Source organism: Nocardioides sp. NPDC058538, from assembly GCF_042719275.1.
Taxonomy (GTDB): Bacteria; Actinomycetota; Actinomycetes; order Propionibacteriales; family Nocardioidaceae; genus Nocardioides.
In genome coordinates, this window is the sequence record NZ_JBHXNY010000013.1 from 17,648 (window position 1) to 30,911 (window position 13,264).

General features: G+C 69.8%; 9 protein-coding genes. 5 read left to right on the plus strand and 4 right to left on the minus strand.

From position 1 onward, the window contains the following. Positions 1-141: 141 nt before the first annotated feature. Positions 142-1,560 (minus strand): protein kinase, encoded by a 1,419-nt coding sequence (locus tag ACFWQC_RS13885; RefSeq protein WP_378678573.1) that lies wholly within the window; start codon positions 1,558-1,560, stop codon positions 142-144. Positions 1,561-1,746: 186 nt separating this feature from the next. Between ACFWQC_RS13885 and ACFWQC_RS13890 the strand changes: the two genes are divergently transcribed. After that, positions 1,747-2,910, plus strand: a complete 1,164-nt coding sequence (locus ACFWQC_RS13890) for a CaiB/BaiF CoA transferase family protein (protein WP_378678576.1) — start codon at positions 1,747-1,749, stop codon at positions 2,908-2,910. A 194-nt stretch (positions 2,911-3,104) separates the two neighbouring features. On the opposite strand, the gene ACFWQC_RS13895 is transcribed toward ACFWQC_RS13890, so the two are convergent. Continuing rightward, a complete protein-coding gene (locus ACFWQC_RS13895; RefSeq protein WP_378678579.1) occupies positions 3,105-3,917 on the minus strand; it encodes a hypothetical protein in 813 nt (270 codons plus the stop codon). A gap of 273 nt (positions 3,918-4,190) precedes the next feature. On the opposite strand from ACFWQC_RS13895, the gene ACFWQC_RS13900 reads away from it, so the two are divergent. Together ACFWQC_RS13900 and ACFWQC_RS13905 are read left to right on the plus strand one after the other, a co-directional pair. After that, the gene (locus ACFWQC_RS13900; RefSeq protein WP_378678582.1) at positions 4,191-5,699 is read left to right on the plus strand and encodes a flavin-containing monooxygenase; all 1,509 of its coding nucleotides are present in this window, start codon (positions 4,191-4,193) and stop codon (positions 5,697-5,699) included. 111 nt (positions 5,700-5,810) lie between these two features. Further along, the gene (locus tag ACFWQC_RS13905) at positions 5,811-6,479 is read left to right on the plus strand and encodes a TetR/AcrR family transcriptional regulator (protein WP_378678585.1); all 669 of its coding nucleotides are present in this window, start codon (positions 5,811-5,813) and stop codon (positions 6,477-6,479) included. A 20-nt stretch (positions 6,480-6,499) separates the two neighbouring features. Here the strand turns inward: ACFWQC_RS13905 and ACFWQC_RS13910 are convergent, their stop codons facing one another. Next, positions 6,500-7,417 (minus strand): LysR family transcriptional regulator, encoded by a 918-nt coding sequence (locus ACFWQC_RS13910; protein ID WP_378678588.1) that lies wholly within the window; start codon positions 7,415-7,417, stop codon positions 6,500-6,502. Positions 7,418-7,498: 81 nt separating this feature from the next. Here ACFWQC_RS13910 and ACFWQC_RS13915 point away from each other — a divergent pair, with 81 nt between their 5' ends. Together ACFWQC_RS13915 and ACFWQC_RS13920 are read left to right on the plus strand one after the other, a co-directional pair. Then, positions 7,499-10,912: a bifunctional proline dehydrogenase/L-glutamate gamma-semialdehyde dehydrogenase gene (locus tag ACFWQC_RS13915; protein ID WP_378678591.1), complete on the plus strand. Its 3,414-nt coding sequence runs from the start codon at positions 7,499-7,501 to the stop codon at positions 10,910-10,912. A gap of 194 nt (positions 10,913-11,106) precedes the next feature. Next, positions 11,107-11,511 carry a hypothetical protein gene (locus ACFWQC_RS13920; protein ID WP_378678593.1) on the plus strand — a complete coding sequence of 135 codons (405 nt, stop codon included), beginning with the start codon at positions 11,107-11,109 and terminating at the stop codon, positions 11,509-11,511. Positions 11,512-11,537: 26 nt separating this feature from the next. On the opposite strand, the gene ACFWQC_RS13925 is transcribed toward ACFWQC_RS13920, so the two are convergent. After that, a complete protein-coding gene (locus tag ACFWQC_RS13925; protein WP_378678596.1) occupies positions 11,538-13,160 on the minus strand; it encodes a Coagulation factor 5/8 type domain-containing protein in 1,623 nt (540 codons plus the stop codon). Positions 13,161-13,264 lie beyond the last annotated feature (104 nt).

The window sequence follows — 13,264 nt, forward strand, 5'->3', positions numbered from 1 at the left end:
AAGGGACGGCACACCCCGCCAGGCTCGATTATCGGCGCGCCGAGACCCCCGGCCACCTTGATCGATCCAACCTCGGACACGGTGTGACCGGGGTCTCTCCGACCCCTACGAGCCGCCCTTCAGAACGAGCTGGCCGAAGCGTCAGGGAGTCGCGGTCGCCGTCGGATCCTCGACGGGATCCCCGGTCGGCTCGACCGTCGCGGTCTCGGTCGGCTCGGCCGTCGGGGTCTCGGTGGCCGGGTCGGTGGCCGGGCCGCTGGGGGCCGGCGCGCTCGCGTCCGGTGACTCCGAAGGCGCGGCGTCGCCGGTGGCCGTACCGCTGCTGGGGGCGATCTCGCCGTCGCCCTCCACGCCCTCGTCGTCGGGTTCCTCGTTGAGACCAGGATCCGTCCCGGTGTCGACCGAGCCGCCGACCGGCGTCGTCGGCGCGGTGCTGCTCTCGCCGGTGCTCGGCTCGGCAGACGGGGTCACCTCGCCGACCTTCGGTGTCTCGTCCTGGCCGGGCAGGAGGCCGGGATTGGCGGCGACAGCCACGCCGGCCGAGACCAGGACCACGGCCGCCGCGGCCAGGACCGCGACCTTCCAGCGTCGGCCGGAAGGTTGGGCAGCCTCAGCGAACGTGGGCGCCATCGTCGGCAGGTCGGCGGTGTTGGAAGCGGTGTCAGAGGCGGGCGTGGCGGGGTGCGGGGCACGAGCGATCCCGCCGGTGTTGAAAGCCGGCGACAGCGTGCCGACACTGGTCGCCTCCTCCGAGGTGACCGGAGCCGGCAGCAGGGTCCAGTCGCCGTTGGTGGCGAGGATGTCCGTGGCGGAGGGGCGTCCGGTCGGGTCCTCGGCCAGGCAGGCGGCGACCAGTGGGCGCAGGTAGACCGGGCAGAGGCTCAGGTTGGGCGACTCGCCCTTGAGGAGATGCCCCATCGAGCCGATCTCGCCACTGAACGGCCAGCGGCCGGTGGCGGCGACGAAGGCGACCAGGCCCAGGGCCCAGATGTCGACGGCGCTGGAGAAGGTGCCGGTCTGGACCTGCTCGGGCGCCTGGTAGCCGTAGGTGCCGACCGCCTTGCCGGTCTGGGTCAGCGCGGTGCCGTCGACGGAACGGGCGATGCCCATGTCGATCACGCAGGGGTCGGTGGCGCCGTAGAGGATGTTGCCCGGCTTGATGTCGCGGTGCACCAGCCCGGCAGCGTGCACCGCGGCGAGCGCCTCGGCGACGCCGGCGACCAGCTGGCGTACGTCGATCTCGGGCAGGCGCTGGCCGGAGCCGATCAGCTTGTTGAGCGGCGGGTCGGCTACGTACTCGCTCGCCATCCAGGGCTGCTCGGCATCGGGGTCGGCGTCGAGCACCTTCGCGGTGAACCGGCTCTCGACCCGCTTGGCTGCCTGGATCTCCCGCTCGAACCGCGCGCGGAACCCCGGGTCGGAGGTGAGCTCGGGAAGGATCGCCTTCACCGCCGCCTGCATCCCGTACGCGTCCTCGCCCAGATAGACGACGCCCATGCCGCCGTGGCCGAGGCGGCCGGTGAGCACGTACGGGCCCATCTCGCGGGGATCGTTCGCCATCAGCGGGCTCACAGAGCTGGCCTGGGGGGCGGACTGGGGGGACGTGGGGATTTCCCGAGACAACTTCTCTGCTCCTGTGCACCGGCGAGTGTGTCTCGGAGCGTATCGGACTCGGCTCCGCGATCAGGTCACGCCGGGCGGAGCGTTCCGGACTCTGGGAGGCTGGACTTTGGAAGGATGGCCGCCATGACTGAATCAGTGACGTTGGGCCAGGGCACCGGTCCCCTCCGCGGGGTGAAGGTCGTCGAGCTGGCGGGGATCGGGCCGGGGCCGCACGCCTGCACGCTCCTCGCGGACATGGGCGCGGACGTGATCCGGGTCGACCGGCCGGGCGGCAACGTGCTCGGCGGCGGTGCCGGCGACCTGCTCACCCGCGGCCGCCCGAGCATCGCGCTCGACCTCAAGAACCCGGACGCCGTCGAGACGGTCCTGCGCCTGGTGGAGACCGCCGACGTGCTCATCGAGGGGCTGCGCCCCGGCGTCACCGATCGCCTCGGTCTGGGACCCGACACCTGCCTGGAGCGCAACCCGCGCCTCGTCTACGGCCGGATGACCGGCTGGGGCCAGGACGGTCCCCTCGCCCAGTCCGCCGGACACGACCTCACCTACATCGCCACCACCGGCGTGCTCAACGGGCTCGGCCAGGACCGGGCCCGCCCGCACTTCCCGCTCAACCTGCTCGGCGACTTCGGCGGCGGCTCGACCTACCTGGTGATGGGCATCCTTGCCGCGCTCGTCGAGGCCAAGACCACCGGCCAGGGGCAGGTCGTCGACGCCGCGATCGTGGACGGCACCGCCCACCTCGCCACGATGATCTCCGGGATGCTCGCCTCCGGCACCTGGCACGAGCAGCGGCAGAGCAACCTGCTCGACGGCGCGATGCCGTTCTATGCGCTCTACGACACCTCCGACGACCGCCAGGTCGCGGTCGGCGCCCTGGAGGGCAAGTTCTTCGCCGAGATGGTCACCCGGCTCGGGCTCGACGGGGTCTGCCCGGGGCAGTACGAGATGGAGCGCTACGACGAGATGCGCGACCTCTTCGCCAAGACCTTCGGGTCCAAGACGATGGCCGAGTGGGCCGAGCTCTTCGAGGGCACCGACGCCTGCGTGGCCCCCGTCCTCACCCCGTCCGAGGCCGCTACGCATCCGCACCTGCAGGCCCGCCAGACGTACGTCACCCACCACGGGGTCACCCAGCCCGCCCCGGCTCCGCGGTTCAGCCGGACCACCTCCACCTTGGGTGCGGGGCCGGCTGCCAGCGCGGGTCAGCACACCCGCGAGGCCCTCGCCGCCTGGGGCATCGAGGACACCGACGCCCTGATCGAGAAGGGCGCCGCGTTCCAGGACTGACGCGAAGCGACTGTGTTGGTCTCGACACGCCTCCGCCTAGCGGCTCCGGCGGCTCGACCAGCGGTTGTCTCGTCGGTCGAGCCCGGCGAGCGCCAGCGAGCCGGTGTCGAGACCAACACAGTCGCCAACAAGAAACGGCGCGGCGTACGACCCGAAGGTCCTACGCCGCGCCGTTCCAGGTGACGCGGGTTGGCTCAGTCCTGGTGGACCAGAGCGGCAGCGCGGCGACGCAGGACCACGACGAGCGCGGTGCCGGCAGCGGCGGCGCCGGCGAGCATGGCCAGCAGCGGCCACATCGCGGGTACGGCGGAGTCGCTCTCACCGGCGAGGCCGGCGTCGATGTTGGTCGGGACGTCGGAGTCGGTGACCGGCGCCTCGGAGGACTCCTCGTCAGCGGGCTCGGTCTCGTCGGAGACCGGGGTGGCCTCGGTCGGCGTCTCGGAGGGCTCCTCGGACGGGGTCTCAGAGGGGGACTCCGAGGGGGACTCGGACGGGGACGGCGACGTGGACGGCTCCTCTACGGCGCAGTCCTTGAACCAGAAGACCTTGGTCTTGGTGTCGTTGCCCTGGCTGCCCGGGGTGTGGATGGTGACCTTCGCGTGGAAGCCCTGCTTCGGGTGGGCGAGGCCGGTGGCGGACAGGGTGTAGGTCTCGCGACCGTCGAGCCCGTCGTCGGTGCCGGCACCGCTGGCGGCATCCGCGCCGACGGAGACCGAGCGCGGACCGTCGACGGTCAGCTCGCCGGCGTCGGTCGGCGAGTGCAGCTCGAAGCTGATCGTGGAGACGATGTCGATGCCCTCGTCGAAGCCGTACCACTCCACGTCGAGCGCGCAGCCGACGTGCGGCTCGTTGTTGGGGACCTCGTCGATGTTGCCGTGCTTGATGATCTTGACGGTGCCGTTGTTGCCGGCCGGGTCACCGTGGTCGCCCGTGGCGAACGCCGGGGTCGCTGCGAGACCGGCAAGGGCAACGCCCGCGACAACCGCGCCGGCGCGTACGAAACTCAACACTCGAAAACCTTTCGAAGACCGATTGACCGCACGATGCGGTCCGCATGCAGCCTCAGCCACCGAAAGCGATGGGTGAGTGACCCCGAAATCGCCGTGGATGCTTCGCCGCCCCCACGGCTGCAGATCGCAGCGTAGTGACTACAAGCACGGTTGTGGTGCCGAGGTGGTGATTGTTTGCGTGCCGTTGGTCAGCGGTGGAGATCCAGATTGCTTGCAAAAGTTTGCGGGACAGGGTGTCGCAAACACGTACTCCCGGGTAACCTGGCCCACATGCATGTCGACGTACTGATCATCGGTGCCGGCGTCTCCGGCATCGGAGCGGCCGCACAGCTCCGTGAGCGCCTTCCTGGAAAGACGCTCGCGATCCTCGAGCAGCGTGATGCCAGTGGCGGCACCTGGGACCTCTTCCGCTATCCGGGCATCCGGTCCGACTCCGACATGTTCACCTTCGCCTTCAAGTGGCGGCCGTGGGAGAGCGCGCAGGCCCTCGCCGACGGTCACCAGATCCGTGACTACCTGCGCCAGACGGCGAAGGACTACGGCGTCGACAAGCTGATCCACTACGGCCACAAGGTCACCGGTGCCGCGTGGAGCACCGAGGACAAGCAGTGGACGGTCTCCGTGGAGACCTCCGACGGCCCGACCGAGATCACCGCCCGCTTCCTGTGGAACTGCTCGGGCTACTACGACTACGCCAACGGCTACCAGCCGGAGTTCGCCGGTCTCGACGACTATGAGGGCACCTTCGTCCACCCGCAGCACTGGCCCGAGGACCTCGACTACGCGGGCAAGAAGGTCGTCATCATCGGCTCCGGCGCGACCGCCGTCACCCTCCTGCCCAACCTGGCGGGCGAGGGTAGAGCCGAGAAGGTGACGATGCTGCAGCGCACCCCGACGTACATCCTCTCGCGCCCGGGTCAGGACGCGATCGCCTCGCTGTTGAAGACTGCGCCGTTCAAGCTGCTCGGCAAGCTCCCCTTCAAGCGCGTACGCGAGAAGGTCGGCCACGAGGCCGTTCGCTGGGAGAACATCGCCCTCACCGTCGGCACCTACCAGATCGCCAGACGGGCTCCCGGCGTCGTCAAGAAGGTGATCCGCGACCAGTGGATCAACGGCCTCACCGCCCGCGGCGGCCGTCCTGGCATGACCAAGGACGAGGCGATCGCGTACGTCGACAAGCACTTCAACCCGCCCTACAACCCGTGGGACCAGCGCATCTGCTTCGTCCCCGACGGCGACATGATGAAGTCGATCCGCGAGGGGTACGCCGCGGTGGTGACCGACCGGATCAAGACGTTCGTCCCGAAGGGCATCGAGCTCGAGTCGGGCGAGACGCTCGAGGCCGACATCGTCATCTCCGCCACCGGCCTCAACCTCAGGCTCTTCGGCGGCCTCGACTACACCGTCGACGGTGAGCCGGTCAGCCTGCCCGAGCAGATGGCGTACAAGGGCCTGATGATCACCGGGATCCCGAACTTCGCCTACACCATCGGCTACACCAACGCCTCCTGGACGCTCAAGGCCGACCTGGTCACCGACTACGTGATCCGGCTGCTCGACTTCATGGGGGAGAACGGCTACGACGTCGCCGCGGTCACCCGCGACCCGAGCGTCGAGGAGCGGCCGTTCATGGACCTGGCCTCCGGTTACATCCAGCGCTCGCTGGAGCTCATGCCGAAGGCCGGCGACCGGGCGCCGTGGACCGCGAAGCAGAACTATCTCGTGGACATGAAGGCGCTCGGGGCGCCGGTCGCCGACGGCGCCCTCAAGTTCAGCTGATCCGGTTCGCCTGAGCCCTCCCGCAGGCCGGCGCTGTGGCGCCGGCTTGTGATTACTGTGACAAGCGTTCCGGTCCCGGCGTGAAGTACGTGGGACTACGATGGTCTCACCATGGATGGCAGGGCAGTTCGCTGGAAGCGTCACAACGACGACCGACGAAAGCGCATCGTCGATGCCGCGATCGGTCTGATCGAGACCGAGGGCGTCAACGTCAGCCTGCAGGCGATCGGCCAGGCCGCGGGACTCTCCCGCTCGGTGGTCTACCGCCATTTCGCCGACCGGCGTGAGCTCGACCTCGCCATCCAGGCCGACATCCTCGACGGCCTGTGGGCCAAGCTCTTCCCGGCGATGGAGCTGACCGGATCGATCCGGCAGATCATCTCCCGCACCGTGGGGGCGTACGTCAACTGGGCGCTCGAGCACCCGCTCCTGCACCAGGTGGCCGATGTCGACACCGCGCCGAACGGCACCGGTCCGCTGCAGCAGGGCCTCGACCGGATCGCGGAGCGGATCAAGGAGCTGATCCTGGCCGCGTTCGAGCTGACCGGTGTGGAGGTCTCCGAGATCGACAAGAAGGCCGTCGACCCGCTGATCTACGGCCTGATCGGGATGGTCTTCGGTGCCGTACGCCGCTGGGTCCACCTCGGCGAGGGCATCCCCGACGCCGAGCATCTGACCTCGGTCGTCACCGAGGCCGTCCTGGCGATGATCGACACGCGCACGACGGTGTACGGGCTCTCGATCGACCACGACCAGCCGCTCGAGGAGCTCCTCGGCTGATCGAGCTCAACTGAACGAGCTCAGCCGGGCAGGGTCAGGTCCGCCGGTACGACGCGACCCAGCGCGGCACGGCAGGCGATGATCCCCGGGGAGTCGGCGATCGCGGTCCGGGTGGCGGTGAAGACCGTACGCCGTGGTGACCCCGGCAGATCGATGAGCCGCACGGCGGTCCGGTGGCGTACGCGCATCAGGTCGGAGAGCAGCGCGACGGCGTTGCCTGACTCCACGAGCGCGACGTGAGCCTCGACGTCGTCGGTCTCGTAGCGGACCTCGGGCTCGAAGCCTGCCCGGCGGCACTGCTCCTCGATCCAGTGGCGCGACGCCGTGCCCGGCGGCTCCATCGCCCACGGGACACAACCGGCGTCGGCGAGGGAGGTGATGTTGTCCCAGATCGCCCCGGAACCGCGGGGCGGGAGAGCGAGCCGGAGCCGGTCGGTGGTCAGCGGCTGCCGGTCGAGACCGTCGAAGTGCGGTGCGCCGTGGTCGGGATAGTGCTCGGCGACCACCAGATCGAGCTCGCGCAGGGCGAGGTCGTTGAGCGCCTGCTCCGGCGCGCGTTGGGACAGCATGACCCGCAGCCGTGGATGGCGCCGGGTCAGGTCGGCGAGAGCCTGCGGCATGTAGGCGAGAGCCACGGACTGGAAGACGGCGACCCGGACGGTGCCGGCGGTCTCGTCGCCGAGCGAGGTGACCGCGGCCTCGGCCGCCTCGAGCCGGGCCAGGATCTCGGTCGTGTGCTCGACGAGGACCTCGGCGGCGGCGGTGAGCTGGACCCGTCGGCCGGCCTTGCGCAGCAGCGGCACCCCGACCTCGCGCTCGAGCTGGCCGAGCTGCTGGGAGACCGATGACGGGCTCTGGTGGAGGGCCTCGGCGACCTCGGCGAGGGTCCCGCGCGCGGCGAGCTCGGCGAGCAGTCGGAGACGGCGGACGTCCAGCATCTAAACCTTCAGCTCTTCTTACGAATGATCTCCAGGAAACATCGCTTTATCTTACGTGACTCTGGTCGCATACTCGGCTCTATGACCACCAATGACGCGCTCATCTCCGAGGTCGACCACCTCGTTCGCGGCTGGCTGGCGAAGGCTTCGACCAAGCCCGCCGCCCCGGCCGCGCAGCGCCTCGCCGACGTCCTCAAGGACCCTGCCGGACTCGACTTCACCGTCGGCTTCGTCGACCGGGTGATCCGGCCCGAGGACGTACGCGTGGCCGCGGCCAGCCTGCGTGAGCTGGCCGGCAACGTACCTTCGTTCCTGCCCTGGCACCTGAAGCTGGGCGTGAAGCTCGGCGCGCTGATGTCGCTGGTCGCGCCGTGGTTCGTCATTCCGGTGGCGCGCCGTGCGCTGCGGCAGATGGTGGGGCACCTGCTGATCGACGCCTCCGACGCCCGGCTCGGCAAGCAGATCGAGCGGATTCGCGAGCGCGGCGTGAATCTCAACATCAACCTCCTCGGCGAGGCGGTCCTCGGCCAGAAGGAGGCCGACCGCCGCCTGGCCGGGATCCGCAAGCTGCTCGCGCGCGACGACGTCGACTACGTCTCGGTGAAGGTCTCCTCGCCGGTCGCGCCGCACGCGGTCTGGGCGTACGACGAAGCGGTCACCCACGTGGTCGAGCGGCTCCTCCCGCTCTACACCTACGCGGCGACATCTTCCGCCGCCGGGACGAAGAAGTTCATCAACCTGGACATGGAGGAGTACCGCGACCTCGACATGACCATCGACGTCTTCACGCGCCTCCTCGACCGGCCCGAGCTGGCCGATCTTGAGGCGGGCATCGTCCTGCAGGCCTACCTGCCCGACGCCATGTCGGCGATGATGCGGCTCCAGGAGTGGTCGGCTGCTCGCCGTGCGCGTGGGGGCGCGGCGATCAAGGTGCGGCTGGTCAAGGGCGCCAACCTGCCGATGGAGCACGTCGAGGCGTCGCTGCACGGCTGGCCGGTCGCGACCTGGTCGACCAAGCAGGACTCCGACACCAACTACAAGCGAGTGCTCTCCTGGGCGCTGACGCCCGAGCGGATGGCCAACGTGCGCGTCGGCGTCGCCGGTCACAACCTGTTCGATGTGGCGTACGCCTGGATCCTGGCCGGTCAGCGTGGGGTTCGCGACTCGGTCGAGTTCGAGATGCTGCTGGGCATGGCCGAGGGCCAGGCCGAGGCGGTCCGCGAGACCGTGGGCGGCCTGCTGCTCTACGTGCCGGTCGTGCACCCGAAGGACTTCGACGTCGCAATCGCCTACCTCGTGCGTCGCCTCGAGGAGGGCGCGAGCACCGATAACTTCATGTCGGCCGTCTTCGACCTCAACTCCTCCGAGGCCCTCTACAAGCGGGAGAAGGAGCGGTTCGTACGCTCCCTCGCGGCTGTCGACGACTCCGTGCCGGCGCCGAACCGGACCCAGGACCGGCGCTCCCCGGTCGCGGACGACGTCCAGACCCTGTTCGAGAACGCCCCTGACACCGACCCGCACCTGCCGGGCAACCGGGAGTGGGGCAAGGCGATCATCGCCCGGGTGGGCTCCTCGACGCTGGGCGACCAGCTGGTCGCCGATCACACGCTGACCTCGGTGGAGGCTGTCGAGTCGGTGCTCGAGGGTGCCGTCGGCGCCCAGGCCGACTGGGGCCGCAAGACCGGCGCCGAGCGGGCCGCCGTGCTGCGGGCCGCCGCCGTCGAGGTCGAGCGGCGCCGGGCCGAGTGGCTCGAGGTCGCTGCCTCCGAGTGCGGCAAGACCCTCGACCAGGGGGACCCCGAGGTCTCCGAGGCGATCGACTTCCTCAACTACTACGCAGGCCTGGCCGAGGAGATCGACACGGTCGACGGCGCGCGCCAGATACCCGTACGCCTCACCCTGGTCACCCCGCCGTGGAACTTCCCGCTCGCCATCCCGACCGGTGGTGTCGCGGCGGCGCTCGCGGCCGGGTCGGCCGTGGTGATCAAGCCGGCTCCGCAGGCCCAGCGCTGCGGCTCGGTGCTGGTCGAGACGCTGTGGGCCGCGGGCGTGCCGAAGGAGGTGCTCCGACTGGTCCACGTGCCGGAGAACGAGGTCGGTCGCGCGCTGATCGCCTCGCCGCTGGTCGACCGGCTGGTGCTGACCGGCGCGTTCGACACGGCCGAGCTCTTCCGCTCGTTCCGCCCGGACCTGCCGCTGCTGGCCGAGACCTCCGGCAAGAACTCGCTGGTGGTCACCCCGGACGCCGACCTCGATCTGGCCGTCAAGGACCTCGTCTACTCCGCCTTCGGTCACGCCGGACAGAAGTGCTCGGCTGCGTCGCTGGGCATCCTGGTCGGCTCGGTCGCGACCTCGCGCCGCTTCCGCGACCAGCTGATCGACGCGGTGACCTCGCTTCGCGTGGGTTATCCGACGGACCCGACGGTGCAGGTCGGACCGGTCATCGAGCCCGCCTCCGGCAAGCTGCTCAAGGCGCTGACGACGCTCGCCCCGGGCGAGACGTGGCTCGTGAAGCCGCGCCAGCTCGACGACACCGGCCGGCTCTGGTCGCCGGGTGTCAAGACCGGCGTCAAGCGTGGCTCCGAGTTCCACCTGACCGAGTACTTCGGTCCCGTCCTCGGCCTGATCTCGGCCTCCTCGCTCGACGAGGCTCTCGAGATCCAGAACGAGGTGGACTACGGCCTCACCGCCGGCATCCACAGCCTCGACCGCGCCGAGATCTCGCACTGGCTCGACTCCGTCGAGGCCGGCAACGCCTACGTCAACCGCGGCATCACCGGCGCGATCGTGCGCCGTCAGCCGTTCGGCGGCTGGAAGAAGTCCGCAGTGGGCGCCGGGACGAAGGCCGGCGGGCCCAACTATCTGGTCGGCCTCAGCGACTGGGTCCCGGCTCCCGCCACCGAGCTCGCGACACCGGCTCCTGCCGTGCGGTCGCTCGTCGACTGGGCCGCGCGGCTGCAGCTGGACGAGCTCGACATGCTCAAGCGTGGGGCTGGCTCGGATGCTCTCGCCTGGGAGCGCGAGTTCGGTGCCGCTCGGGACGTCTCGCGACTGACCGCCGAGGTCAACGTGCTGCGCTACTCGCCGGTGCCGGTGACGATCCGGTACGAGGGTGGTGCGATCGCCCACCTGCTGCGGGTTCTCGCTGCCGGTGTGGCTGCGGGCGCTCCGGTGACGGTGTCCGTCGCCACGGCGCTCGACGACGAGACCGCCTCGCTGGTGCGCGCGACCGGTGCGACGTACGTCGTCGAGGACACGGCCGCGTGGGCGTCGTTCGTCTCCGGGCCGTACGCGCCCAGCCGCGTACGTCTCCTGGGTGGGTCGCGCGAGGCCTTCGCGGAGGCGAGCCAGGGCCGCGTCGACGTCGCGCTCTACGCCCAGCCCGTCGTCGAGGCCGGCCGGGTCGAGCTGCTCACCTTCCTGCGCGAGCAGGCCGTGTCGATCACCGCTCACCGCTTCGGCTCGCCGACCCCGCTGGTGGAGAACCTCTTCTAGCCGCTGGTCGAGCCCGCGAGCGCCAGCGAGCGGTGTCGAGACCAACACGGTTCCGATCGAGCGCCGATAGGACTGTGTTGGTCATCTCGACAAGCTCGATACAACGCTCGACACGCCTCCGCCCAGGGGCTCCGGCGGCTCGACCAGCGGTGTCGAGCCTGCCGGGCTTCTGCACGTTCTCCTACAGTGGTGCGATGACCTCGACCGCGCGGACTACAGCGCGCATTCTGCTGGGCGTGATCATGGTGGGCGCCGGGGTGGCGCACCTGACCACCCAGCGACAGGAGTTCCGAGCGCAGGTGCCCGACTGGTTCCCGGTCGATGAGGACCTGACGGTGGTCGGCTCGGGCGTCGTCGAGATCGGGCTCGGGCTGGCCTTCGTCCTGCTGCCGAGTAAGCGACGTCTCGTCGGAGCGCTGCTTGCCGCGTTCTTCGTGGCGATCTTCCCCGGCAACATCGCGCAGTACGTAGAAGGCGTCGACGCGTTCGGTCTCGACACAGACAGCAAGCGGCTGATCCGGCTGTTCTTCCAGCCCGTGCTCGTCGTCTGGGCCCTGTTCGGCGGCGGCTGGCTGAGACGTACGAGAAACGACGACTGAACCCACCGACCTCATGGCAGCTGCGGCTAATAGGCGGCGGCCTGAGCCCCCGCCCACGTACGCAGGTAGGACTCCGAGCCGCGGACGATGTCGTCGATGACGTCCTGGCCGCCGGTGAGGCGGAGGTCCTCGAGGTAGTCGGGGATCATCCCGTAGTGGGCGACGCCGTCGGTGTTGTAGTCCCAGATCCGCTGGCCGGTGACCTGCCGGTCGACGACGGAGCCGCCGTCGAAGGTCTGGAACGGGTAGGTGACGCGAGTCTTCGCCGGGCCAGGCGTGCCGCCGAAGCCGTTCATGTCGAAGCCGAACCCGATGCCCGCGTCGTAGCGGTCGCGGACGGGTGCGGTACGGGCGTACTCCGCCAGGAACTGGTCGGTGCTATGGCCGTAGATCGTCGAGAAGCCGCCGAGGGCGTAGAGCCGGTCGAGGTAGCGCTCGTCCATCCAGGAGTGGCTGGCGAGGGCACCGGGGTAGTCGGTCTCCTCGAGGATGTCGAGGGCGCGGCCGGCGGCCTTGGCGCTCATGTGGTCGACCTCGACCATCATGCCGCGCTTGATCAGCCCGCGCAGGGCGTATTCGCCGAGGGCCGAGAGGCCGTGGGGGTTGCACACGGTTCCCGACGGGTAGATCGGTGGCTGCGGCAGCCAGGCGAGCTCGGCGGGCCGGTCGACCAGGCGCGGGTTGTTGTCGTGCGGCTGGCCGGGGTCGCAGGCCTTTGGCGTCCAGAACGTCCCGGTGGTGAGGAACTGGCCGGCGTTGATCAGCAGCCCGGTGGTGCCCTCGTCGTAGCGGACCCCGCACAGCGCGTTGTCGAACTTGTGGCACAGGAACATCGACGAGACCCCGAGCGACTTCAGCTCGTCGAGCCCCGCGTCGATGTTGGCGCGCGTGCAGGAGGGCAGCCGCAGCTTCTGGGAGCAGCCGAACGGCTCGGAGGTCTCCACGCCGAGCACGACGGCGAGCTTGCCGTCCTGGATCACCTCGCGCGCCTGCTCGGCGTCGGTGACGATCCGGTACCACCCGCGACCCTCGCCGCCGTACTGCGCGTCGATGAACGCTTGGGTGTCGTACGCATCCCTGGCCTGCCTCCGCACCGCGGTCATCTCGTCGCAGGACTGGTGGGTGCCGGGGTTGATCGCGCACAGCGCCTTGTTGCTGGTCAGCTGCACCACCAGGATCCGTTGTCCGCCGCGCCAGGCGCGCTCGACCCAGCGGTAGTACATCTGCTGGTGGGTCAGCGAGTCGTAGGCCGGCCAGTCCGCGAACGACGGCCAGCCGGTGGTGTCGTGGAACCCGAACGGGCTGCCCGAGCGGGTCAGGTTCTCCAGCAGCGCGGTCTCCCCGGCGATCCCGTGGGAGGGGCAGTCCTGGAGCGCGTCTGCGATCCCTGCCGCCGACCAGGCCTTCCCGCAGACCGCCGCGCCACCGATCCCGTCCTGCATGAACATGTGGCTGTGGGCGTCGACCAGCCCCTGCACGGTGCCGTCCGGAGCGGTCCCGGTGAACGGCTCGCCGGTCACGTTGACCTCGGACTCGGGGGAGGGAAGCCGGCGTTGGTCCTCGTTCCCCGCGGAGGCAGGTGGACCCACCGTCGCGACGGTCACCGCGAGGGCGATCACAGCAAGCAGGGACGTACGTCTGATGCGCATGTGGCCTCCCGATGACCAGCGGCATATATACGGTTGTGGGTATCACAACCTAGCAGTTGCTCGGGCCGCTCGGGGCCTTATCTCCGCAGGTCGTCCGCTCTGAC

Coding starts and splice junctions, on each gene's coding strand:
- ACFWQC_RS13885 (WP_378678573.1), bottom strand. CDS start 1,560: ATGGCGAACGATCCCCGCGAGATGGGCCCGTACGTGCTCACCGGCCGC.
- ACFWQC_RS13890 (WP_378678576.1), top strand. CDS start 1,747: ATGACTGAATCAGTGACGTTGGGCCAGGGCACCGGTCCCCTCCGCGGG.
- ACFWQC_RS13900 (WP_378678582.1), top strand. CDS start 4,191: ATGCATGTCGACGTACTGATCATCGGTGCCGGCGTCTCCGGCATCGGA.
- ACFWQC_RS13905 (WP_378678585.1), top strand. CDS start 5,811: ATGGATGGCAGGGCAGTTCGCTGGAAGCGTCACAACGACGACCGACGA.
- ACFWQC_RS13910 (WP_378678588.1), bottom strand. CDS start 7,417: ATGCTGGACGTCCGCCGTCTCCGACTGCTCGCCGAGCTCGCCGCGCGC.
- ACFWQC_RS13915 (WP_378678591.1), top strand. CDS start 7,499: ATGACCACCAATGACGCGCTCATCTCCGAGGTCGACCACCTCGTTCGC.
- ACFWQC_RS13920 (WP_378678593.1), top strand. CDS start 11,107: ATGACCTCGACCGCGCGGACTACAGCGCGCATTCTGCTGGGCGTGATC.
- ACFWQC_RS13925 (WP_378678596.1), bottom strand. CDS start 13,160: ATGCGCATCAGACGTACGTCCCTGCTTGCTGTGATCGCCCTCGCGGTG.